Raw genomic sequence first — 23,036 nt, forward strand, 5'->3', positions numbered from 1 at the left:
GGGGTACTCCAGTTGATAAACAGTGGGGGCATGGTCAGTTCTTCAGATAGCTGTGGCCGCGACACGCGGTCAGCAGCAGGTTGAGCAGCAGGGCCAGGCTCAGCAGCACTATGCCGAGCGCCACCCCCTGGGCAAAGGCACCCTTCTGGGTTTCCAGCGCAATGGCAGTGGGGATGTTGCGGGTAAAATGCAGGATATTGCCCCCCACCATCATGGAGCAGCCCACCTCGGTGACGATGCGGCTGAAGGCGCCGATCACCGCCGCCAACAGGCCGAAGCGGCATTCGCGCATCAGCCCGAGCAGCGCCTTTGGCCAGGAGAGCCCCAGGGTGAGTGCCGTCTCCCAGGCGCGGCGATCGCTTTGAATGAAGGCGGCGTGAGCCATGGTGGTGATGACGGGGAAGGCGATCAGCATCTGGCCAACCACCATGGCTTGCTGGGTAAACAGCATCTTCCAGTCGCCAAAGGGGCCTGCCCGCGACAGCAGCATGTAGAGCAAGAGGCCGATCACCACGGTCGGTACCGACTGCAGGGTATTGATGCAGGAGAGCCAGAGCCAGCGCGCCGGGATCGGCAGATAGGCCAGCGCAAAGCCGAGCAGCAGCGCCGGCACCAGCACCAGCCCCAGCGCCAGGCAGGAGACGGAGAAGGAGACCCCCACCACCTGCCACAGCTCTGTGTCGCCACTGAACAGCAGGGCAAGCGCCGCCAGCGTTGTATCCAGCAGGGTTGGCATCACGCCTCTCTCTCATGGTGCAGGGCGAGGGCCATCAATGCGGTCGTATCCAGCAGGATCGGCATTATTGCCCGCTGGCATCGGCTACAAACAGCGCCTGACCCGCCACCTTGAAGTTACCGATCAGCGTCTGGCCATGCTCGGAGACCAGCCAGTTCTTCAGGGTGCGGGCTCCTTCGGTATTGAGATCCGGGTAGCGCTTGGGGTTGACCAGGATCACCTGATAGGGGTTGAACAGGCGCTTGTCACCCTCCAGCAGCACGGCGAGATCCAGCTTGCTCTGATAGGCGAGCCAGGTGCCTCGGTCGGTCAGGGTGTAGGCACCGAGCTCTGAGGCCATGGTCAGGGTCGGCCCCATACCCTGGCCGATGGACTTGTAACCGGGGAACTCGGGTTTGACGTCAGCGGCGTGCCACAGGGTCTTCTCCTTGATGTGGGTGCCGGACTCGTCGCCCCGGGAGATAAAGGTCTGGCCCTGATCCTTGATGGCTTGCAGCCCTTTCGCCGCGTCGTGCAGCTTGCCCAGACTCGCCGGGTCTTTCGCCGGGCCGACGATGACGAAGTCGTTGTACATCAGGTGCACCGGCTCGATACCAAAGCCTGCGTCGACGAAGGCCTTCTCGGCAGAGGGGGCATGGGTCATCACCAGATCCGCGTCGCCATTTTCACCCATCTTCAGGCTCTGACCAGTACCGGCCGCCATCACCTGCACCGGATAACCTGTCTCCTTGGTGAACTGGGGCAGCAGCCAGCCCAGCAAACCGGACTGCTCGGTGCTGGTGGTGGTGGCGAGGCGGATAGGCGCCTTGGTGGTATCGGCGTGGACTGCGCCGGCGATCAGCAGGCTGGCCGCGAGGGAGAGGGCAAAACGTTTGAGATGGGTTTTGATCGTCATCTTGATGCAACTTTTTCAGGGTGGATGAGGAGAGGGCAAGCGTAAGCAAACAGGGTGCCAAACTGTTCCTTTCCTGTTTTATTTGCAGTTTGCCTTTTAAAAACAGACGGTTATTAGAATCATTTAAGTGAGCGTGTTATCGCTTTTAATAATTGGTGTTGGTGCTTTTGATACGGTAAGGACAAAATGTCCCACTAAAGTTCCGGTTATCGGGACATTCTCCGACCTTACCTGCATTCGAGGTACTTTTGTCATGACTGCACCCGCCAGCCGCTGGTCTGCCCTCTCTTTGCTCATCGTCGATGACGAACCCGGCATGCGCAGCTTTCTGGCCAAAGCGCTGGCCAGGCGCTTCGCCCAGATAGAGACGGCCGCCAGCGTGGAGGAGGCGGAAGCCCTGCGCTGTCGCCTGCATTTCGATCTCATCATTGCCGACATCCGGCTGCCGGGGCGCTCCGGCATCGAATGGCACGAAGCCATCGACCCCGCGACCCGTCGCAGCGACATCATCTTCATGACAGGTTTCGGCGACATGGATACCGCCCTCAAGGCGCTGCGGCTCGGCGCCAGCGACTTTATCCTCAAGCCCTTCAACCTGGATCAGATGGTGCAGGCGGTGGACAGGGTGATAGAGCGCCGCCAGATGGAGCGGGAGAACCTGCTGCTGCGCCGGGAGGTGAGCAAGCTCTTCCCCCCCACCCTGATCGGCGACAGCGCCAAGACCCGGGATCTCAAAACGCTCATCGCCAGAGTCGCGCCCTCCAACGCCGCCGTGCTGGTGGAGGGGGAGTCCGGCACTGGCAAGGAGCTGGTGGCCCGCGCCCTGCACCAGCTCTCCGGTCGTATGGGGGCCTTTGTGCCCCTCAACTGCGCCTCCATCGCTCCCGAGCTGCTCGAAAGCGAGCTGTTCGGTCACGTGCAGGGGGCCTTCACCGGCGCCCGCAAGGGGCGCGACGGCCTGTTCCGGGTCGCCCATCAGGGCACCCTCTTTCTGGACGAAATAGGCGAGATGCCGCTCGCCATGCAATCTTCCCTGCTGCGGGTGCTGGAGCAAAAAGCGATCCGGCCGGTCGGCGCCGAACGTGAATTGGCGGTGGATGTGCGTATCGTCGCCGCCACCAACCGCAACCTCAAAGCCGAGGTGGAGGCGGGCCGCTTTCGCGAAGATCTCTTCTACCGCCTCAACGTGGTGGCGCTGCCGGTGGCGCCCCTGCGCGATCGCGTCGACGACATCCCCGCTCTGGTCCATCACTTCACTCGCCAGCTCACCGCCGAGATGGGGATGGGCTCCTTAAGCTGGACCCACGAGGACGTGGTGGCCATGCAGGCCTATCCCTGGCCCGGCAACGTGCGCGAGCTGCGCAATCTGATCGAGCGCTGCCTGTTGCTGGGCAAGCCCCCCGCCGACTATTGGCAGAGCAACAAGGCGGCAGAGCAGGGGGAGAGCGAAGAGGGCTATCCGCTGGCGTGGCCGCTGGCCGAGGTGGAGAAGGCCCATATTCTGCAAGTGGTGGCGAGCCATGATGGCAACAAATCCGCCGCCTCCCGGGTGCTGGGGGTGGCGCGCAAGACCCTGGAGCGCAAGTTCAAGGAGTGGGCCATCGAATGAACATCTGCAACCGGATGGCGCCGCTGTGACCCTGTTGCCGCGCTGGCTCAAGACCAAGGTACGCTGGCGCCTGCTGCTGCTCACCTCTGTGCCCATCACGCTCACCCTGATGGGCATGATAGGGCTGACGCTGTACTGGACCCTCACCTACAGCTGGCAGAACCTGCTCACCAATGTGCGCGGCGACCTCAGGGTTGCCCACCATGCGGTGAGCGTGCAGCAGCAGCGTCAGGCCGAACATCTGGAGCACCTGCGCGATGCCTGGGCCTTCCAGCTGCGGCTGCGCGAATCGCCAGCTCAACTGCAGGAGTGGGTGATGCCGCTGGCGGCCAGCTATGGCCTCGATTTTCTGCGCTTGCGCCGTGGCCCCGAGCTGGATCAGCTGACGGCGCAGGCGCGCACGGCCCTCACCGCCGGGCGCAGCGTCAGCCACTTCGTGGTCTGGTCGCGGGAGCAGTTGCTGGCCCTCTCGCCCGCCCTTGCCAGCCGCGCCGTGCTGGACAGGGAGCACACAGCCGACCTTGGCCAGGAGACCCGGGGGCTGGTCAGCCTCTCCCTGACGCCCGTCATGGCCCAAGACGGCTCTCTCTGGGCCGTGCTGGAGGGGGGCGAGCTTATCAATGGCAGTACCCGGCTGGTGGACGAGATCAGGGGGCAGGTGTTTGCCAAAAATACGCTGCCAGAGGGGGGCGTAGGCACAGTCACCCTGTTTCTTGGCGATCTGCGGGTGAGCACCAACGTGCCTGCCAGCAGCAGCCGTCAGCTGGGCCGGGCGGTGGGCACCCGGGTCTCGCCACCGGTGCGCGAGCAGGTGCTGGGACGGGGGGAGATGTGGGTTGACCGCGCCTTCGTCCACGACGCCTGGTATGTCTCTGGCTACGAGCCGCTGCTGGGGGCGAATGGCGAGCGGATCGGCATGCTCTATGTCGGCTTTCTCGAGTGGCCCATCATCCGTACCTACCTCACCAATCTGGTGGAGCTGGGCTCCGGCGTGGTGGTGCTGTTGCTGCTCTCGGGCCTGCTGGTCTATCGCGGCGCACGGGATCTCTTCACCCCCATAGAGCGGATGCACAAGGTAGTGCGTCAGGTGCAGCATGACCAGTCGGCCCGGGTGGGGGCGCTGCCGCTTGACCCCGACCATGAGCTGGCCGAGCTGGGTCGCCAGTTTGACGCCATGCTGGACCGGCAGGCCGCGCACCAGCAGCAGCTGGCCCGCAGCGCCGACCAGCTGGAGCAGAAGGTGGCCGAGCGCACCCTGAGCCTCAAGCAGAAGACTGCCGAGCTGGAGCACCACATCCATATGCTGACCGAGGCGCGCCAGCAGCTGCTCATCAGCGAAAAGCTGGCGGCCCTTGGTGAGCTGTGCGCCGGGGTGGCCCACGAGATCAATAACCCCTTGGCGGTGATCCTCGGCAATGTGGAGCTGATGAAGCTGGAGCTGGGGGAGGCGGCCGAGCCGGTCAGTGAGGAGCTGGCGTTGGTGTTGGCCCAGATTGAGCGCATCCGCGCCATCACCCGCAGCCTGCTGCAATACTCCCGCCCCGGCGACTACGAGACAGCGCCCGTCTGGCAGCACCTCACCCCCATCATTGAAGAGAGCCTGACCCTGGTGCGTTCAGCCCTGCGCCAGCAGCAGGTAGCGCTGGTGGCCGATCTCAGGGCCCAGCAGCCCATCGAGGCGGATCGCCAGCAACTGTTGCAGGTGCTGATCAACCTCTTGGTCAACGCCAGCCACGCGCTGGGGGAGCAGGGGGAGATCCGGGTCGAGAGCCGTGACTGGTGCGATGAGGCGGGAGCGCTGCAAGGGGCCGAGGTGCGGGTCATCGACAACGGCAGCGGCATCGAGGCCGCCATCATGGACAAGATCTTCGACCCCTTCTTCACCACCCGCGCCACCGGCACCGGGCTGGGGCTGGCCCTGAGCCACCGCATCATCAGCCGCTGGGGCGGGGAGCTGTTGGTGGACTCCACCCCGGGGCAGGGGAGCTGCTTTACCATACGGCTGCGCAGCCACGCCCTGCTGCCCAGTGGCGGCGAGCCCGCCCAGCTTGAAGGGTGGCGCATTGCGCTCAATGCCGAGGGGCGTGAGACAGGGGATTGATCTCGTTATAAAAAGGCCCGTTATCAAAAAGCCCGTGATAAAAACAGCCCGTCAATATGGTTGGCGGGCTGTTTTGTGGGCGGGTGGGGGCTAATTTACTGCGGGCTCCACACCAGCTTGCCGCTCTGGCTCAGGTCATAGCCGCCGAGCCGGGCCGCCAGCTCGCGCCCCTCGGGTGATTGCAGCCAGCCGATCAGCTGTTGCAGCAGGGTGCGAAAGAAGACCCCCTGCGGCATCACCAGATCGAAGCACTCCTGCGACAGCGGCATAAAGCCGAGGCCAAACTCGGTGGCAGTGCTCTGGGCGCCGGGCCCCACGTCGGCATCGCCACGGCTGATGGCGGCGGCCAGCTCCCGCTCGCTGTTGACCTCGAGGGTGCGCTCCAGCCGGGTCAGCGACTCCCCCTGGGTTTGCAGCCACTCCTGCAGGGCACGCTGGCTGCCAGCCCCCTCCTGGCGCATGGCCCAGCGCCAGTCGAGCGCCTCTTTCGCCTCCTTGGGTTGCAGCCCCTGCCGCAGTACCAGCCCCTGCACCCGCCTAAATCCATGAACGATCACCCATTGCCGGTGGCCCTGATACTGCTGCACCAGCGCCGGGTGGCGCAGGTGGGCCTCCTCGGCCTGCCCCCAGTGGATGGCGCACAGATCCACATGGCCGCGTGCCAGCATCGCCAGCCCCTGCCTTGTGCCGCACGGGGTGTAGCCCACCAGTGCCCGGGTGCCGAGCTGCTGGGCTAGCCGGCTGCTGGCGTAGTGCAGCAACACATCGTCGGAGCCCGCCAGCAGCAGCCGGTCGTTCATCACCCCCTCGTGGCAGCTGCCGAGCAGCCAGCGATCGAGCAGGGAGCGGGGAAACAGCCACTTTCCGGTCGCCTTGGTGGCGGGGATGCGCGCCTCGTTGGCGAGCTGGTAGACCTTCTTCTCGTTGAGATCGAGGTATTCCGCCACCTGCTTCACGTTCATAAATTCATTCATGGCTTGCGCTTGACCCTCTGGCTGGACCGGTCGAGATACAGAGCGATCGGCTCGGCACTCATCAATTCGTTCATGGCTTAATCCCGCATGCTGCGACCAGCCGAACTTGGCGCCAACACTGGCGGCTTCTCGTCCAGCACCAGCTGGTCGTGGCCGCTGAATACCTCGAAGTGACGCCCCTTGGCGCGGGCAATCATGGTGATGCCGAGCTGGCGGGCCAAATCCAGCCCCATCTGGGTGACGCCTGAGCGCGACAGCAGCACCGGAATGCCCATCTGCGCCACCTTGATCACCATCTCCGAGGTGAGCCGCCCTGTGGTGTAGAAGATCTTGTCGGCACCGCTCTCACCACTCATCCACAGCTCGCCCGCCAGGGTATCCACCGCATTGTGGCGCCCCACGTCCTCGACAAAAGAGAGGATCTCCGCGCCGCGACAGATGGCGCAGCCATGCACCGCACCCGCCATTTTGTAGGTTTCGTTATGGGCCGACAGCGCCTTGAGCAGGGCGTAGAGGGTGCTCTGTTTAAGCTCAGGCGCCGCCAATACCACCCCTTCGAGCTTCTTCATCACGCTGCCATACATGGTGCCCTGACCGCAGCCGGAGGTGACCGTCTTCTTCTCCAGTGACTTATCGAGATCGGCGGCCTGCTGGCTGCTCACCACGGCGGCGGCCTCGCTCTCCCAGTCGACGATCACCGACTCGATGGCCGAAATATCCTCGATAAAGCCCTGATTTTTAAGGTAACCCAGCACCAGCGCCTCGGGGCGGGCCCCCAGCGTCATCAGGGTTACGATTTCCTTCCAGTTGAGGTAGACCGTCAGTGGCCGCTCACAGGCGATTTGGCGGGTTTGCAGCTGTCCCTGTTCATCCATCACCTCGACGGCCATGGTGAGCTGGGCGGCAGCATTGCTTTTGATAAAGGTCGGTGTCATGGGCCCCTCGCGACCGGTTGCCGGGATCTAAGGGGAGGAGTACAGCAAGTTTTGTTCCATATTCATGTAGATATGAGCATAGAAAATGCCGGTGCCAAACAGTATTGATGCAGTGGACGAAAGTTGGACATTATTTTGAATGTCATTAGTTTATTTGTTTGTTAGCATGATGGTAGTGTCATATTAATGATGTGCTTTTAAATGATATGGTGTTTTTATTTTAGGGGGATCGATTGATAACATTGATTTTTGGTGCTGGTGCAAGTTATGGTTCTGGTAGAACTATTCCATATAATCCTCCATTGGGAAATTATCTTTTTGATAATCTGGTGTCTTTAAACAGAGCATTTGCCGCATTACCACAAGATATTAAAGATGTTTTTATTGAGCGTGGCTTTGAAGAAGGTATGGCATACATAGCCAACGACAGCAGAAAGATAAATCCATTGCAAAAAGAAATTGCATGCTATCTTTCTAAATTTGAAATAACATCAGAGAATGCATATGCGAGACTTTTCAATAAGCTTCGTAGATATATGAGTGAGATTAATATTGTTACATTAAATTATGACACATTAATTGAGCAGGCTTTGGGGGTGACTGGTTACTCATCGGATTATAACTGTTCAGGTCAAGGGGTTAACGTATTAAAGCCTCATGGTTCATCAAACTTTCTACCTAGAATTCCAAACGGTTGTAGTTTTAGTGGTAATACCATGATCGGTTGTGGAACTTTCTTTGAGGGTTTGCAAACCGATGCTGTATCTACACATGAGGAAGTTGTTAGCTGGTGCGGTGATCCTAGAAATAGTGATCTGAGCCCTGTACTCTCTCTATACGAAAAAGGGAAAAGGGTAGTAATTAACTCGGCATTAATTAATAAAGTTAAAGAAGATTATAAGGGTGTTATCTCGACATCAGATCTAATAGTTTTAGTCGGTATAAAATATATCGAGCATGACTCTCATATTTGGCAGCCATTAGAGGAGTCTCATGCTGATTTATTAGTTGTAGATCCTTACCCTCAAGATACAAATGAATGGTTAAAAAGAACAAGGAAAGTCAGTGCAGAGGTCATCTGTAATGGTTTTGAGGATTCAGTGTTGACTATTGCAAGAACAGTGAAAAGATATGTGATTTAACAAGAGTTCTTGAATATTGGGCTAAATCGTAGGTTGGTGCTGAACGAAGTGAAGCCCAACGTTTTAAGCAAGGCAATAATCGGATAATTCAGTGTTATTTGATTATTGCCATCTTCTCGATCAAGCACCGGCAGATTGGTTTTACGCCGCATGTTGGGCTTCGCTGCGCTCTGCACCAACCTACGCTCGCGCCAGCCCATATCCCGCACGACACGCCAACCCGCATCAAAGCCCCCATCAACCACCAAACCTGCCTTGGCCCCACTCTTGCTAAGTCTTATCCCATTGATGGCCGTGGCCGCCCTGAAGATCCTGCCGTAATCCGCCCCGAACGGGGTGGATCACGGGGGGAGGGCGGCCCGGCAGAGACCTTCTGATGGGAGTCGTGACAGTGCAAGAGACAACCAAACCCCTCTCCCCGCAGCGCTGGCTGCAACTGGAGTTAAAGGCCATCGACAGCCAGGTTGGCCGCTGGCAGAGCCGCCGTTTCGAGATTGCGGCGCTCCATCCCGCCGAACCTGAAGCGACCGGTGCGCTGCCCCTTACCCTGTTTCGCGATGAGCGGGGGGATTATCGCTTTAACTTGAGCTCCGGCTCGCCCCGCCTGTTTGTGACCGGAAGCCGCGTGGACAATGGCTTTGTGGCCGATGGCCTCACCTTGAGCCAGACCGTGGCCGCCGCCTATATGGATGGCGAGCGGCAGGTGCTCTCCTGCCCGTTGCCTGAGGCGCTGCAAGCTTGGGTGGAGGCCTTTATCGGCCGTCATGGCGAGCTGCTGGAGGCCCGTCGCAAGGGCAAGAAGGGCAAGGGACGGGCGCAGGATCAGCTCGGTCTCGATACGGCTGTAGCGACATCAAGAGACGCCGTAGATCAAGCCAATTGCGGCGCCGTCAGAGCCACCGGCCCCGATGGCCGCGAGCGTGGCAGTGACAGCGGAAACAACGCCGGAAACAGCGCCCATGAGTGAGTTCCTCAAGCGCTGGCACTCTCGCAAGAGTGAGGCGCGCAAGCATCAGCCATTGCAGCCACGGGAAGAGGCCACCCCAGAGGTGATTGCGATTCCCATCGAAGGCAGTGGCGAAGGTGAAATATCAGATACCGCGCTGGATAGCCCCGTAGTCAGCACTGACAAGGGGAGTGAGGAACCGCTTGCCATCGAAGGAACTGAGAGTGGCGCGCCGCCGCTAACAACAGCCCAGCCGGGCAAGGCCAGGCTCCCTGACAAGGAGGCGCTGCGGGCCATGTTTCGCAGCCACAAGCCGGACGGGCTCGATGACTACACCCAGGATTTCAGCCAGCCAGAGCTGCTACCCGCAGCCCTGACCGCCGGGCTGCGCAACTGGCTGGTGGAGCAGGTGATCGCCCCTGACAGCGAGACGGCCAATCCGGCCAGCGGATCCGCTGAACCGGTTGCGGTTGCCAGCGTTGCTGCCGCCGACGAGCCGCACGGGTTGGCTGATAACCATTCTCAAACCCCCACCGACGATCGGGACATTTTGGTTTCCTGTGATGGACAAAATGTCCCAGCCAAAGATAAGGGAATGGAACCTTCAGGATCCTGACTCCCTGTCAGTCACTTTTTTTCCGGGGGAGTTGGCTCGGCTCTTGCTCTCTCGGCTTACCAACAAGCGCCCATCCCACGAGGTGGCGCGCACAGGAGCGTATGTGATCACCGAACACCCCATAACCACATCTGTCACAAAGCTGACCGACGAAGCGGCCGAGCATAACGCGCGCGCTCGCGCCTATGCGCTGCGGCATACGGTCAAGACCGATAACCTGATCCCGGCCACTGTCTCTTACCAGAGTCAGGGGCGCTTGCTGCTGGTCGGCCCGGAAGATCGCATTCGCCGCGCCGCCAGCCTGCTGCCGCCCGAGGTGACGCCCACCCTGCTGGTGACCGAGCCGGTCCACGATGCCGAGGCGGCGGATCTCGAAGCCATCTTCGATGCCACCGTCTCCCTCGCTGCCCTGACCCTGCGCGAACCGAGCCTGACAGGGTATCTCGGTCAGTTCCAGCTCACCGGTCTCAATGGTCAGGGTGAGCGGATTGAGCTCGCCGCGATCTGCTTCCCGCAGCAAACGGCTGCTGTCAGTGAACAGCCGCGCTTTGATCTGGTGGCCGATCTGGGCTGCACCCCGCTGTTTGCGCTGGAGCGCCCGCCGGTCGGTTATCTGCATCTGGTCGATGATGCTGGCTTGGCTGAACGGCTCGCCGGGCAACTCGCAGAACTTTGCGCGCTGACCGGTATCTTCGACAAGCCGCGTTATTTTCGTCTCGACCCCGAGGCCTGCGCCTTTACCGCCCGTGGTGTGCCCGGTTGCAGCCGCTGTCTCGATGTCTGCCCGACCGATGCCCTCAAGCCCATCAATGGTCGCATCCAGATCGATCCCCATCTGTGTCAGGGCTTTGGCAGCTGTGCCACTGCCTGCCCGACCGGCGCCATCGCCTATCACCAGCCCGATGCCAACACCAGCGGCGACTACCTGCTGCGCCTGCTCAAGCACTACCGGGAGGCGGGCGGTGAAGCGCCTCAACTGCTGATCGCCGCTGATAATGAGCGCGAATGGGTGGAAGTCGAGCTCGCTTCTCTTCCCGCCAACTGGCTACCGGTCTGGGTGGAGGAGAGCGCGAGTTTAGGCATCGAGAGCTGGTTCGCCGCACTCGCCTATGGCGCCAGCGCTGTGCGCATTGCACTCGGTGACGATGCCCCAGCCAGCGTGCGGGCATTGGTTGAGCGGGAACTGGCGAGCGCCGCCGTGCTGCTGGCGGGCGCCGGTCTTGCTGCCGATCGCATTGCATTGTTTAACGGCGATGCCGAACAGGATAAGCCGATCTCCTGTGAGCCAGCCGTTGCTCTGCTGGAGAAGCCGCTCAAGGGAGAAAAACGGGAGAACCTGTTTGCCGCCTTCGATGCCCTCTGGCAGGCCAACGAGGGGAGCCGCGAACCGCTGGCAGTGCCCCACGGTGCCCCTTACGGCAGCGTGGAACTGAAAGAAGCTGACTGCACCCTCTGCATGGGCTGTGTGGCAGTCTGCCCGAGCCGCGCCCTGCATGCGGTGGGGCACACGCCTGGCCTCAACTTTATCGAGCAGGACTGCATCCAGTGCGGCATGTGCGAAAAGGCCTGCCCCGAGCAGGCCATAGTGCTCATGCCCCGCCTGCAACCTGTGCCCGAGGCGCGCCGCGCCGTGCAGAGCCTGAAAGCCGAAGAGGCTGCCTGCTGCATTCGCTGCGGCAAGCCGTTTGCGCCAGCTTCCCTCATTAGTCGCATCCAGCAAAAGCTGGCCGGTCACTCCCACTTCCAGAATGAAGCCGCAGCGCGGTTGCTGATGTGTGAGGAGTGCCGGGTCAAGGATGTGTTTACGGCGCTGGCGGCGGATCCTGCCGCCCAGCTCAAGATATGAGGGCCTGTGATGAGTGAACAACCAAATAGCCATACCGCACTGAATGCAGGCGAACTGACCATGACAGATCTGGATCGCAATAGCGCCGACATGTATGCCCTGCTGGCGAGCCTCTGGCGCGCCGCCCCCCGTGGCGAACAGCTCGGCTGGCTGCAAGGGTTGCAGCCGATGCCGGGCCCCTTTGCCAGAGGGCTGGGGCTGGTGCAGCTGGCGGCCAGCAGCCACCACGAGAATGAGCTTGCCGAAGAGTATCAGGATCTCTTTATCGGGCTGGGGCGCGGGGAAATCGTGCCGTTTGCCTCCTGGTATCTCACCGGCTCCCTGATGGAGCTGCCGCTGGCGGTACTGCGCGCCGACCTCCAGTCGCTGGGCTTCGAGCGCCAGAGCGGGGTATGCGAGCCGGAAGATCATCTGGCCGCCCTGTGCGAGGTGATGGCGGCATTGATTGGTGAGCAGCACCCGGATCGCAACCGCTTCTATGAACGCCATCTGGCCCCCTGGGTACTTGTCTGTTGCCGCGATCAGCAACAGGCGAAAGGGGGCAGCTTCTACCGGGCAGTCGGGGCGCTTGCCGAAGATTTCTTCACGCTGGAAAACGAATTGCGCCTGCCGTTTGGCGCCTGCGTGGTCACGGGCTGAACGCCTCCATCTGTGCATAACAGGCTGTGCATAACAAGTTCTGCGCATGACAAAACGAGCAGATGAGATATCCCATTGGACGCGAAGCTGGCGCGCAGGCGCCGGCAAGTACAAAAACAGAGGTCACAAGAATGAGCGATGAAAAGCTGAAAGACCCGTCCCGCCGCCATCTGATCAAGGGAGTTGGCGTGGTCGCCACCATAGGCGTGCTGGCCGGTGCCACCGGTCGGGTGGTGGGCAAAGAGGTGCTGACCCACGACACCGAGCCTGACAAGGGCTATCGGGAGACCCCCCATGTTCACGACTTTTATCGCACCCTGCGCGGCACCGACTGAGCCGGATCAGTGAAGGAGAATTCATGAAACTGACAAAACGTGCCGAGTGGCCCCAGGCGGGCGAGCAGGGCAATGAGGCTGTTCGCGGTCAGGGGCTGACCCGCCGTGCCTTTATGGTCAACTCCGGTCTGGTGGCCGGTGGCGCCGTGGCTGCCGGTTGGCTGGCCCCGGCCATGATGCAGCGGGCCGAGGCCAAAACCGTGGCCGCTGATGTGCCGGTCGAGGTGAAGCGCACCATCTGCTCCCACTGCTCGGTGGGCTGCGGCGTCTATGCCGAGGTGCAAAACGGCGTCTGGACCGGTCAGGAGCCGGCCTTCGATCACCCCTTCAACCTTGGCGGTCACTGTGCCAAGGGGGCGGCCCTGCGCGAGCATGGCCACGGCGAGCGTCGCCTCAAGTACCCGATGAAACTGGTGGGTGGCAAGTGGCAGCGCATCAGCTGGGATCAGGCCATCGAAGAGGTGGGCAATGAAGTGCTGCGCCTTCGCAAGGAGTCCGGCCCCGACAGCGTCTACTGGCTTGGCTCTGCCAAGCACTCCAACGAGCAGGCCTACCTGTTTCGCAAGATGGCGTCCCTGTGGGGCACCAACAACGTGGATCACCAGGCGCGCATCTGCCACTCCACCACGGTCGCTGGCGTCGCCAACACCTGGGGCTACGGCGCCATGACCAACAGCCTGAACGACATGCACAACAGCAAGTCGATCATGTTTATCGGCTCCAACCCGGCGGAGGCTCACCCGGTCGCCATGCAGCACATCCTGCTGGCCAAAGAGCGCAACGGCTGCAAGATCCTGGTGGTCGACCCGCGCCGCACCCGCACCGCCGCCAAGGCGGACATGTACCTCTCCCTGCGCCCGGGCACCGACGTCGCCTTTATCTGGGGCATGCTCTGGCACATCTTCAAGCACGGCTGGGAAGATAAAGAGTTCATCCGCACCCGCGTCTATGGCATGGACGAGGTGCAAAAAGAGGTGGCGCGCTGGACGCCGGCCGAAGTGGAGCGGGTGACCGGCCTCAATGAACAGCAAGTGCACGATGCCGCCAAACTGCTGGCCGACAACCGCCCCGGCTGCGTGGTCTGGTGCATGGGCGGTACCCAACACACCACCGGCAACAACAATACCCGCGCTTACTGCATCCTCGAACTGGCCCTCGGCAACGTGGGCAAGAGCGGGGCGGGCACCAACATCTTCCGTGGTCACGACAACGTGCAGGGTGCTACCGACTTTGGCGTTACCTCCGACTCATTGCCCGGTTACTACGGGCTGGAAGAGGGCTCCTGGAAGCACTGGGCCCGGGTGTGGGATGTGGATTACGACTGGATTAAGGCCCGTTTTGACAACAAGGCCTACAACGGCAAGCTGCCGATGAACAACAACGGCATTCCGGTCTCCCGCTGGGTGGATGGTGTGTTGGAGAACGCCGATCTCATCGAGCAGGGCTCCAACATCCGCGCCATGTTCTACTGGGGCCATGCGGTCAACTCCCAGACTCGCGGCCCCGAGATGAAGAAGGCGATGCAAAAACTCGACATGATGGTGATTGTCGACCCGTATCCCACCGTCGCCTCGGTGATGAACGATCGCACCGACGGCGTCTACCTGCTGCCGGCCACCACCCAGTTCGAGACCTATGGGTCCGTCACCGCCACCAACCGCTCCATGCAGTGGCGCGACAAGGTGATAGAACCCCTGTTCGAATCCAAGGTCGACCACGAGATCATGTATCTGCTGAGCAAGAAGCTCGGCTTTGCCGACCAGCTGTTCAAGCACATCAAGGTGGAGAACAACCAGCCACTGCTGGAAGACATCACCCGCGAATACAACCGCGGCATGTGGAGCGTGGGCTACACCGGCCAGAGCCCGGAGCGGCTCAAGGCGCACCAGCAGAACTGGCACACCTTCCACAAGACCAACCTCAAGGCCGAAGGTGGCCCGGTCAGCGGCGAAGTGTATGGTCTGCCCTGGCCCTGCTGGGGCACCCCGGAGATGAAGCACCCCGGCAGCCACATCCTCTATGACACCAGCATTCCGGTCTCGGAAGGGGGCGGGGGGTTTCGTGCCCGTTTCGGCATCGAGTATCAGGGCGTGTCACTGCTCGCCGAAGACTCCTGGCCGAAAGGGAGCGAGGTGGAAGATGGCTATCCCGAGATCACCGCCGATCTGATGAAGCAGCTCGGCTGGTGGGATGAGCTGACCGAGGCCGAGAAGAAAGAGGCCGAGGGCAAGAACTGGAAGACCGATCTCTCCGGCGGCATTCAGCGGGTCGCCATCAAGCACGGCTTCGTCCCCTACGGCAACGCCAAGGCGCGCTGCGTGGTGTGGACCTTCCCGGATCAGGTGCCCAAGCACCGCGAGCCGCTCTACACCCCGCGCCGGGATCTGTTGGCCGACTATGCCACCTGGCCTGATTCGAAGAGCCTGTGGCGCCTGCCGACCCAGTACGCCTCGGTGCAGGAGAAGGACGTCAGCCAGGCGTTCCCCATCATCCTCACCTCCGGCCGTCTGGTGGAGTACGAGGGGGGCGGCGACGAGACCCGCTCCAACCCCTGGCTCGCCGAGCTGCAGCAGGAGATGTTCGTCGAGATCAACCCGGCGGATGCCAACGACGTCGGCGTGCGCGACGGTCAGGATGTGTGGGTCGAGGGGCCGGAAGGGGGCCGGGTCAAGGTGAAGGCGCTGGTGACCCCGCGGGTCAAACCGGGGCTCGCTTTTATGCCGTTCCACTTCGGCGGCCACTTCGAGGGCAAGGATCTGCGATCCAAATATCCGGAAGGGTCTGACCCTTATGTGCTGGGTGAATCGGTCAACATAGTCACCACCTATGGTTATGACCCTGTCACCCAGATGCAGGAGACCAAGGTCACCCTGTGCCGTTTTCGCAAAGTAGGAGCCTGACCCCATGGCCAGAATGAAATTCATGTGTGACACCAAGCGCTGCATCGAGTGCAACGGCTGTGTGACGGCGTGCAAGAACGAGAACGATGATGCCCTCGAGTGGGGCATCCAGCGGCGCCGGGTGGTGACCCTCAACGATGGCCTGCCGGGTGAGACCTCCATCTCGGTCGCCTGCATGCACTGCACCGACGCCCCCTGCATGGCGGTCTGCCCGGCCGACTGCTTCTATCACACCGACGACGGCATAGTGCTGCACAACAAGGATCTCTGCATCGGTTGTGGCTACTGCCTGTTTGCCTGCCCGTTCGGGGCGCCCCAGTTCCCGAAAACCGCCGCCTTTGGCGATCGGGGCAAGATGGACAAGTGCACCTTCTGCGCCGGTGGCCCGGAAGAGGATCACAGCGAGGCGGAGCGCCAGAAGTACGGTGCCAACCGCATTGCCGAGGGCAAGCTGCCCATGTGTGCCGAGCTCTGCTCCACCAAGGCGCTGCTGGCGGGGGATGAGCAGGTGATCTCCGACATCTTCCGTGAGCGGGTCGCCTATCGCGGTGCCAAGGAGGCGGGCTGGGGTAACGGCGATGAGCTGTTCCATGATGCCAGCAAGGCGGGCAAGGGAGGGGCAGCATGAAAACCTGGCTAATGGCCCTGTTTGCTGCCCTGCTGCTGGTGAGTACTGCAAGTTTCGCCGATGCCGAGCAAGAGGCTGTCGGCTTTGCTGGCGCCGATTACTGGCGGGCGGTGAAGGATGGGCAGGAGGGGGTGACCACCTCCCGCTCGCCGGAGCACGGGGTGCTGATCTCGGTGCCGGGTCAGCTCTGGTTCGAGGTGAAGACCAAGTGGGTGTCACCGCTCGGCGCTATCGCCATTTTTGGATCCTTGGCCATGTGTGGCCTGATGTACCTGGTCGTGGGGCAGACCAAGCTCTCCAAACCCCGTACCGGGCGCAAGCTCAAGCGCTGGAGCCGGCTGGATCGGGCGCTGCACTGGACCACGGCGGCCATGTTCCTGACCTTGTCCGGGTCGGGGCTAGCCATCATCTACGGCAAGTATTTTATCAAGCCGGTGGTGAGCCTCGGGGTGTGGGAGAACTGGATCTGGTTCGCCAAGGTGTTCCACAACTACGTGGGGCCACTCTTCTTCCTCTGTCTGATGGGGGTACTCATCAAGTGGTTTCGCCACAACATCGTCAACATGGTGGATGTACAGTGGTTTATGAAGGCGGGTGGCATGCTGGGCCCCCACAAGGGGAGCCACCCCTCGGCGGGCTTCTCCAACGGCGGCGAGAAGGCCATTTTCTGGCTGCTCATCTGGTTTGGCGGCATAGTCGTGGCGACCGGGCTGTTTCTGGACTTCCCCATCTTCGGCCAGCTGCGCCGCCAGATGGAGTGGGCCAGCTTTATCCATATCGTAGGCGCCTTGATCCTCATCTGCGGCTTTATCTTCCATATCTACATGGGCCTGTTCCAGTTGGAAGGGGCGCTGGAGGGGATGGTGACCGGCGAGGTGGATGAGACCTGGGCCAAGGAGCACCACGACCTCTGGTATGAAGAGGTAAAGCATCAGCTTGATGAGCCCAAGGTGGGCAAGTCCGGCTGAGACGTGATGAAGGGATGAAACATGAAAGGACGCCGAGGCGTCCTTTTTTTATTGTCTGTTCCTGATTGTCTCGTCAACGCAAGCTTTTTTACAGGGGGGGCTGCAGGGGGAGCCTGATCTGGTATGTCAGCCCCTGGCCGGGCGGGCTGGTGACGGTCAGCTGGCCGTGCAGGTTGTTCTCCACCAGATTGTGGATGCGGCAGGCGCTCAGGCCGCAGTGGCTGGTGCTGCCGCGCAGGGTGGTGAAGAAGGGCTCGAACAGGCGGGGCAGCTGTTCGGTCGTCATGCCGGGGCCCGAGTCCCGATAGGTCAGCAGCAGCTCGTTGCCGCTTTGAGCTATGTTCAGGCCCAAGCTGTGTGGCCCAGGCCCCTTGAAGGCGTGATCCATGCTGTTCTTGATGAGTTCATGCACCAGATCGAGAAACAGCGACTCGGGGGCGATCAGGGTCACCTCCTCACCGCCGAGATCCGGGTTGACCCTGGCGATGAGAAACTCGGGTGAGAAGGCTTGCAGTAGTTTGCCCAGGCTTTTTTGCACCGGGAAGTGGAGGGCTGGCAGCTCGTGTTGATCCCGGGTCAGCTCTTTGAAGCGGGTGATCAGCAGGGCGACCCGGCGCAGGCTGGATTCGACCAGCTCTGAGCCCTCCTTGATGTCGGTGAGCTGCTGGTGGAGCAGGCGCTGGCCCAGCATGCCGTTTTGCACCGCATTCGCCAGCAGATCGCCCGCGCCGTGGATCAGGCTGGAGGCCGTGATGCCGATGCCAACCGGGGTATTGATCTCGTGGGCAATTCCGGCCGTGAGCTGGAACAGGCTCTGGTAGAGCTGCACCTTGGCCTGCTGGCGGCTCAGATCCTTGAGGCGCAGCTGGTTTTGCACCCGGGCCAGCACCTCAAGCTGGTGAAACGGCTTGGAGACATAGTCGCAGCCGCCCGCCTGAAAGGCCTGCTCGAGGGCGCTGATCTCGTTGTTAGCACTGATGAAGAGGACGGGCAGGCACCACTGGCCCGGCAACTGCTTGATGCGGCGACACGCTTCATAACCATTCATCACCGGCATGTTGATGTCCATCAACACCAGCGCGGGAGGGGACCGGGTGGCCGCATCCAGCGCCTGCTGTCCATCGGTCGCCTCGCGCACCGGGTAACCCGCCTCTTCCAGCAGGCAGCGCAATATGTAGCGGTTGGATGCCATGTCATCGACGATCAGGATATCACTCATAGTGCGGCTTCCCGGAATAGGGGGGAGAGAACCCCTGCTGTGGGTTTGCTGTTGAGCATAGTTGTCCGCCATATTCATTGCGTTGACAACCCTTTGGCATCGTCAAATCGTGTGGTTTTTTACGCAGGGGTGAGCAACAGTAAGGGCGGTTTCGTTTATTAACGAGGAGAACAAGGATGAAGAGAACATTGCTGGTAGCCGTCTGTTCATTTGGTCTGCTGGGGGGAATGACATCCGGGGTCGTGCAGGCGGCCGATGACATCAAGACCCAGCAGGTGCAGTTCAAGAAAGGGGAGTCCGGTGCCATCATCAAGGGTACGATCCAGGGGCATGAGACGCTGGACTACACACTGACCGCCAACAAGGGCCAGAGCATGGCGGTGACCCTGACGGGAAAATCGAGCACCTATTTCAATATCTTGCCACCGGGCAGCACGGGGGAGGCGATATTTATCGGTTCCAGCGAGGGCAACAGTTTCCAGGCAAACCTGCCAGCCAAGGGGACCTACACCATTCGGGTCTACCAAATGGGTGCAGCCGAAAGCAGCAAGGCCAAGCATGCCTTCAAGTTGGAGGTGAGTATCATCGATTGAGTCTTTAACTGCCATGGGAATGAACACACGGTGGCTGCGGCCGCCGTGTTTGTTTCAGGTTGTACTCCGGCTCTGCGCCCGGCCTGATCATGTTTTTGGCCGCAGGGTATGCCCGAGCTCACAAAACGAAACAACCAAACGTCATATGATTGATTTCATTATGAGTCTTGCTCTCCTGCCGAACGGCAATTTCACGTAAATCAAAGAGAACGACTATGGCTACCGGACAATATCTGCTGTGGAAAGATGCACAGGGACAGGATTTTCGCCCCGTTGCACTGACTGGCACTGATCTGCTCAACGATCGCAACCTCAACAAGGGCACTGCCTTCACCGAACAGGAGCGCGCCGACTTCGAGCTCGACGGCCTGTTGCCTCCTCAGGTTCAAACCTTTGAGGCCCAGCTGGAGCGGGTCTATCAGGGCTTCTTGAGCGCCTGCAGCGACATCGAGAAGTACCAGAACCTGCGTGCCCTGCAGGATCGCAATGAAACGCTGTTTTATGCCCTGCTATCGCGGCACGTGGAAGAGATGACTCCCATCATCTACACCCCGACCGTCGGCAAGGCGTGTCAGGAGTTCAGCCACCGCTATCAGAAGGCGCGCGGTCTTTATATCACCCCGAAAAACGTCGATGACATGGGCTCTCTGGCCCGTCAGCTGGACGCAAAATCGGTGCGCATCATAGTGGTGACCGACAGCCAGGGCATCCTGGGGATAGGTGACCAGGGAGTGGGCGGCATGGGGATCCCCATCGGCAAGCTCTCCCTCTATACCCTGGCGGCCGGTATCCACCCCGCCTGCTGCCTGCCGATCGCCCTTGATGTAGGGACCGACAATCAGGCCCTGCTGGATGATCCCATGTATCTGGGTCAGCCTCACAAGCGCATCCGTGGCAAGGAGTATGACGACTTCATCGACAAGTTCGTGGCCGGAGTCAAGCGCCACTTCCCGAACGCCGTGCTGCAGTGGGAAGACTTCAGCAAGTCCAACGCCTTCAACAATCTCTCCCGCTACCAGCAATCCCTGCCGTCGTTCAACGACGATATTCAGGGCACGGGCGCCGTGGTACTGGCCGGTATCATAGGGGCGGTCAAGGTCAAGGGGGAGACTCTGGGTCAGCAGAACTATCTGGTCTATGGCGCTGGCGCCGGCGGGGTAGGGGTTGCAGATCAGATCTGTGCGGGCATGATCCGCGAGGGTCTGGACCCGCAGGCGGCCCGCGATCGTATCTATATCCTGGATACCCAGGGGCTGGTGTGTGACAACCGCGATGGCCTTGACGAGTACAAGCGCCGTTACGCCAAGCCGGGTCTGCTGCTGGCGGGCTGGGATACCGAAGTGCCCGGCAGGGCCAACCTGACCGACGTGCTGCGCCATGTGCCCATCACAGTGCTGCTCGGCACCAGCGGTGCCGGTGGCGCCTTCAAGGAGGAGCACGTGCAACTGATGCAAAAGCACTGTGCCCGTCCCATGGTGTTCCCGCTCTCCAACCCGACGGCCAACTGTGAAGCATTGCCGGAAGACATCTACCGCTGGAGCCAGGGCAAGGCCATCGTCGCCACCGGCAGCCCGTTCAAGGACGTGACCTTTGATGGCAAGGATTACCGCATTGGTCAGGGCAACAACGTCTTTATCTTCCCCGGGGTGGGGCTGGCCGCCATCGTCAGCCAGCTGAGCGAGATCAGTCCGGATATCTTCACCACGGCCGCCTTTGCGCTGGCCGAGTGCGTGAACGAGGTGGATCTGGCACAAGGTTCCGTCTATCCGCGGATCCGCGAGCTGCGCAACATCTCGGTGCACGTGGCGACCTCCGTGCTGAAAGACATAGTGCGCAAGGATCCATCCCACCCGCTGATCGGGCAGGATCTGCAGCAGCATATCCTGAGCCACATGTGGGAACCGCTCTACCTGCCTTATCGCCGGGTATGACGGCCGAAAGCGTGAGATGAAAGGGGGTGGCCGTCAGGCCACCCCCTTTTTTCGTCAGCTGCGCAGCGGCAGCCAGTGCCCATCCTTGCTGCGGCAGGCGGTATCTTCCCACTGCTGGCTTTCCTGGCCTATATAGAGCTGCTCGCGATAGTCGCGACACCAGAGGCCATTGGGGTGGCGGAAGGTGCGCAGCGGCGTGACACTGCCACTGTGACGGTTAGCGGCATTGAACCAGGTGAGGCTCTGCCCTTTGGGGCGGGTTTGCAGCGCCTCTGCCAGCGCCTGATTGGCCAATACCACATCGGCCTTGTCCATCTGGTGGTAAAGCGGTGGGCTGTCGACCGTCGCGCAGCCAGTGAGGCCGAGCAGGAAAAGTGGTAACAGATAACGCATTATGGTTGCCCCTGTTCACGAAAACTGCGGTTGAGCAGAGCACGCTCCTGCTCATCGGTAAGCACTTGCTTACGATCATCGATGGTGCCATCGCCCCGCAGCTTGTTGCCGTTGGCATCGACGGTATCCACACCGTTGTCGTCGATGGTGCCGTCGCCCCGTAGCTTGTTGCCGTTGGCATCGAAGGTATCCACACCGTTATCATCAATGGTGCCGTCGCCCCGCAGCTTGTTGCCGTTGGCATCGACGGCGTCCACACCGTTGTCGTCGATGGTGCCGTCGCCCCGCAGCTTGTTGCCGTTGGCATCGACGGCATCCACACCGTTGTCGTCGAGGCCGTTGCCAAGGCCGCGTCCACCAGCATGATGATCCCCTCCGGCGTGACGATCTCCTCCGGCGTGACGATCTCCTCCGGCGTGTTCACCGCCGCCATTGTCATCACTACCCTGGCTACCCCCGTCGCTGCCGCCACTGTTGTCGCTGCCGCCACTGCTGTCGCTACCGCCACTGTTGTCGCTGCCGCCACTGCTGTCGCTACCGCCACTGTTGTCGCTGCCGCCACTGTTGTCGCTGCCGCCACTGTTGTCGCTGCCGCCACTGTTGTCGCTGCCGCCACTGTTGTCGCTGCCGCCACTGCTGTCGCTGCCGCCACTGTTGTCGCTGCCGCCACTGCTGTCGCTACCGCCACTGCTGTCGCTACCGCCCCCATTCCCGCCACTACCGCTGCTGCCATCGCCATCCTTGTTGTGAACGATCAGCGAGTTGGCTATATAGCTGTGGCTGCCATCGAGGATCAGGTTGAACAGTGCCGTGGTGGGCGGGCTGTCAATCCAGTAGAGCGATTCCACCAGCAGCTCGCTCGGTTGGGGAGCCAGCGCCAGATTGCCTGCACTGGCAGCGGCTGCTGGCCAGCCCAGCAGCCGCATGCCGGTAAAGAGTGGCAACACGGCCAGGGCCGGGTTCTCGGTACGGGTCATGGCGGGCGAGATAGCCGCCCAGCCGCGAGAGGTCAAGAAGGGGTGCTCCGCCGTGAAGAAGGGGGCCAGTTGGTTGATTCCGTAGAGCTTGCGCTCCCCCAACAGCACGCGCTCGATAGCCAGGATCCGGTTGAGATGACCATGTTGATCCAGCACACATTCACCGGCTTGCAACGTCTCTATGGGGCGTTCGCTGCCGTCGGCCATGACGATCCGGGTACCGGCAATGAAGCAGGACTTGGCATAGGCCTGATTCATTTGCCACTCGTTGTGGGTGAAATCATAACTGAATGGGGTAGCAAACAGGGCCAATGCGATGGCCGATCCCACCAGTAATTTGCGCTGGCTGGGTTTGAAAGAGGGCAGTGTCATGGGGGACTCCTTGTCCGGTTGGGTTCACGCAATCAAGTATAGAGTGACCCTATGGCGGAGCAGGGGTGAGTCCTTGACAAACAAAGTCGCGTGGAAAAACGATTGGCGTCTGCCATAAAAGTGCGTAAAATCGCATACTCGATGCTTGTAGCAACGAATCCCGCCCAAAAAGCCAGTTTCATGCCCTCCCCAAGCAGTAAAAGGTAACGAATGACGCCAAGTGGCCCATTTAACACCTTGAAAACGTCTTGTGATAACTGAAAAGTGTTAAATATCCCTGT

Annotated in this window: 20 protein-coding genes; 13 read left to right on the forward strand and 7 right to left on the reverse strand. The window is 61.1% G+C overall.

Annotation, left to right across the window (positions count from 1 at the left end):
- Nucleotides 1-34 precede the first annotated feature (34 nt).
- Nucleotides 35-736, reverse strand: coding sequence for an ABC transporter permease (locus WJM78_RS05495; protein ID WP_339014297.1), 702 nt, complete (start codon nt 734-736; stop codon nt 35-37).
- A gap of 64 nt (nt 737-800) precedes the next feature.
- Nucleotides 801-1,631, reverse strand: a complete 831-nt coding sequence (locus WJM78_RS05500; RefSeq protein ID WP_339014299.1) for a substrate-binding domain-containing protein — start codon at nt 1,629-1,631, stop codon at nt 801-803.
- A 253-nt stretch (nt 1,632-1,884) separates the two neighbouring features.
- On the opposite strand from WJM78_RS05500, the gene WJM78_RS05505 reads away from it, so the two are divergent.
- Both WJM78_RS05505 and WJM78_RS05510 read left to right on the forward strand, forming a co-directional pair.
- A complete protein-coding gene (locus WJM78_RS05505) occupies nt 1,885-3,240 on the forward strand; it encodes a sigma-54 dependent transcriptional regulator (RefSeq protein ID WP_339014301.1) in 1,356 nt (451 codons plus the stop codon).
- Between the two features lie 25 nt (nt 3,241-3,265).
- Nucleotides 3,266-5,341 carry a sensor histidine kinase gene (locus WJM78_RS05510; RefSeq protein WP_339014303.1) on the forward strand — a complete coding sequence of 692 codons (2,076 nt, stop codon included), beginning with the start codon at nt 3,266-3,268 and terminating at the stop codon, nt 5,339-5,341.
- A 95-nt stretch (nt 5,342-5,436) separates the two neighbouring features.
- Here the strand turns inward: WJM78_RS05510 and WJM78_RS05515 are convergent, their stop codons facing one another.
- Entirely contained in the window at nt 5,437-6,303 is an 867-nt protein-coding gene (locus WJM78_RS05515) for a helix-turn-helix transcriptional regulator (protein ID WP_339015763.1), read from the reverse strand.
- Nucleotides 6,304-6,392: 89 nt separating this feature from the next.
- On the reverse strand, nt 6,393-7,250 hold the full coding sequence (locus tag WJM78_RS05520; protein ID WP_339014305.1) for a formate dehydrogenase accessory sulfurtransferase FdhD: 858 nt from the start codon (nt 7,248-7,250) through the stop codon (nt 6,393-6,395).
- A 233-nt stretch (nt 7,251-7,483) separates the two neighbouring features.
- Between WJM78_RS05520 and WJM78_RS05525 the strand changes: the two genes are divergently transcribed.
- The 9 genes from WJM78_RS05525 to WJM78_RS05565 all read left to right on the forward strand — a co-directional run bounded on the left by WJM78_RS05525 (nt 7,484) and on the right by WJM78_RS05565 (nt 17,270).
- Nucleotides 7,484-8,392 (forward strand): hypothetical protein, encoded by a 909-nt coding sequence (locus tag WJM78_RS05525; protein ID WP_339014307.1) that lies wholly within the window; start codon nt 7,484-7,486, stop codon nt 8,390-8,392.
- Between the two features lie 376 nt (nt 8,393-8,768).
- The gene (locus tag WJM78_RS05530) at nt 8,769-9,359 is read left to right on the forward strand and encodes a DUF3305 domain-containing protein (RefSeq protein WP_339014308.1); all 591 of its coding nucleotides are present in this window, start codon (nt 8,769-8,771) and stop codon (nt 9,357-9,359) included.
- The gene (locus tag WJM78_RS05535; RefSeq protein WP_339014310.1) at nt 9,352-9,954 is read left to right on the forward strand and encodes a DUF3306 domain-containing protein; all 603 of its coding nucleotides are present in this window, start codon (nt 9,352-9,354) and stop codon (nt 9,952-9,954) included. The genes WJM78_RS05530 and WJM78_RS05535 overlap by 8 nt, the downstream gene beginning before the upstream one ends.
- A 103-nt stretch (nt 9,955-10,057) precedes the next feature.
- Complete coding sequence (locus tag WJM78_RS05540; RefSeq protein ID WP_339014312.1) at nt 10,058-11,800, forward strand: 4Fe-4S dicluster domain-containing protein; 1,743 nt, start codon at nt 10,058-10,060, stop codon at nt 11,798-11,800.
- Between the two features lie 9 nt (nt 11,801-11,809).
- A complete protein-coding gene (locus WJM78_RS05545) occupies nt 11,810-12,439 on the forward strand; it encodes a TorD/DmsD family molecular chaperone (RefSeq protein ID WP_339014313.1) in 630 nt (209 codons plus the stop codon).
- Between the two features lie 131 nt (nt 12,440-12,570).
- The gene (locus tag WJM78_RS05550; RefSeq protein WP_042035160.1) at nt 12,571-12,774 is read left to right on the forward strand and encodes a transcriptional initiation protein Tat; all 204 of its coding nucleotides are present in this window, start codon (nt 12,571-12,573) and stop codon (nt 12,772-12,774) included.
- 23 nt (nt 12,775-12,797) lie between these two features.
- Nucleotides 12,798-15,674: a formate dehydrogenase subunit alpha gene (locus WJM78_RS05555; protein WP_339014315.1), complete on the forward strand. Its 2,877-nt coding sequence runs from the start codon at nt 12,798-12,800 to the stop codon at nt 15,672-15,674.
- A gap of 4 nt (nt 15,675-15,678) precedes the next feature.
- On the forward strand, nt 15,679-16,302 hold the full coding sequence (fdh3B, locus tag WJM78_RS05560) for a formate dehydrogenase FDH3 subunit beta (RefSeq protein ID WP_339014317.1): 624 nt from the start codon (nt 15,679-15,681) through the stop codon (nt 16,300-16,302).
- Nucleotides 16,299-17,270 carry a formate dehydrogenase subunit gamma gene (locus tag WJM78_RS05565; protein ID WP_339014319.1) on the forward strand — a complete coding sequence of 324 codons (972 nt, stop codon included), beginning with the start codon at nt 16,299-16,301 and terminating at the stop codon, nt 17,268-17,270. Before fdh3B ends, WJM78_RS05565 begins: the two co-directional genes overlap by 4 nt.
- An 88-nt stretch (nt 17,271-17,358) precedes the next feature.
- Here WJM78_RS05565 and WJM78_RS05570 read toward each other — a convergent pair whose 3' ends face one another.
- The gene (locus tag WJM78_RS05570; RefSeq protein WP_339014321.1) at nt 17,359-18,489 is read right to left on the reverse strand and encodes a response regulator; all 1,131 of its coding nucleotides are present in this window, start codon (nt 18,487-18,489) and stop codon (nt 17,359-17,361) included.
- Between the two features lie 176 nt (nt 18,490-18,665).
- On the opposite strand from WJM78_RS05570, the gene WJM78_RS05575 reads away from it, so the two are divergent.
- Together WJM78_RS05575 and WJM78_RS05580 are read left to right on the forward strand one after the other, a co-directional pair.
- Complete coding sequence (locus tag WJM78_RS05575; protein ID WP_339014323.1) at nt 18,666-19,082, forward strand: DNA breaking-rejoining protein; 417 nt, start codon at nt 18,666-18,668, stop codon at nt 19,080-19,082.
- Between the two features lie 215 nt (nt 19,083-19,297).
- The gene (locus WJM78_RS05580; RefSeq protein WP_212514382.1) at nt 19,298-21,013 is read left to right on the forward strand and encodes an NAD-dependent malic enzyme; all 1,716 of its coding nucleotides are present in this window, start codon (nt 19,298-19,300) and stop codon (nt 21,011-21,013) included.
- A gap of 54 nt (nt 21,014-21,067) precedes the next feature.
- Here the strand turns inward: WJM78_RS05580 and WJM78_RS05585 are convergent, their stop codons facing one another.
- Both WJM78_RS05585 and WJM78_RS05590 read right to left on the reverse strand, forming a co-directional pair.
- Entirely contained in the window at nt 21,068-21,409 is a 342-nt protein-coding gene (locus WJM78_RS05585; protein WP_042035171.1) for an RT0821/Lpp0805 family surface protein, read from the reverse strand.
- Entirely contained in the window at nt 21,406-22,755 is a 1,350-nt protein-coding gene (locus WJM78_RS05590) for a hypothetical protein (protein WP_339014325.1), read from the reverse strand. The genes WJM78_RS05585 and WJM78_RS05590 overlap by 4 nt, the downstream gene beginning before the upstream one ends.
- Nucleotides 22,756-23,036 lie beyond the last annotated feature (281 nt).

Source organism: Aeromonas popoffii, assembly GCF_037818705.1.
In the GTDB taxonomy this organism is placed as follows: Bacteria; Pseudomonadota; Gammaproteobacteria; order Enterobacterales; family Aeromonadaceae; genus Aeromonas; species Aeromonas popoffii.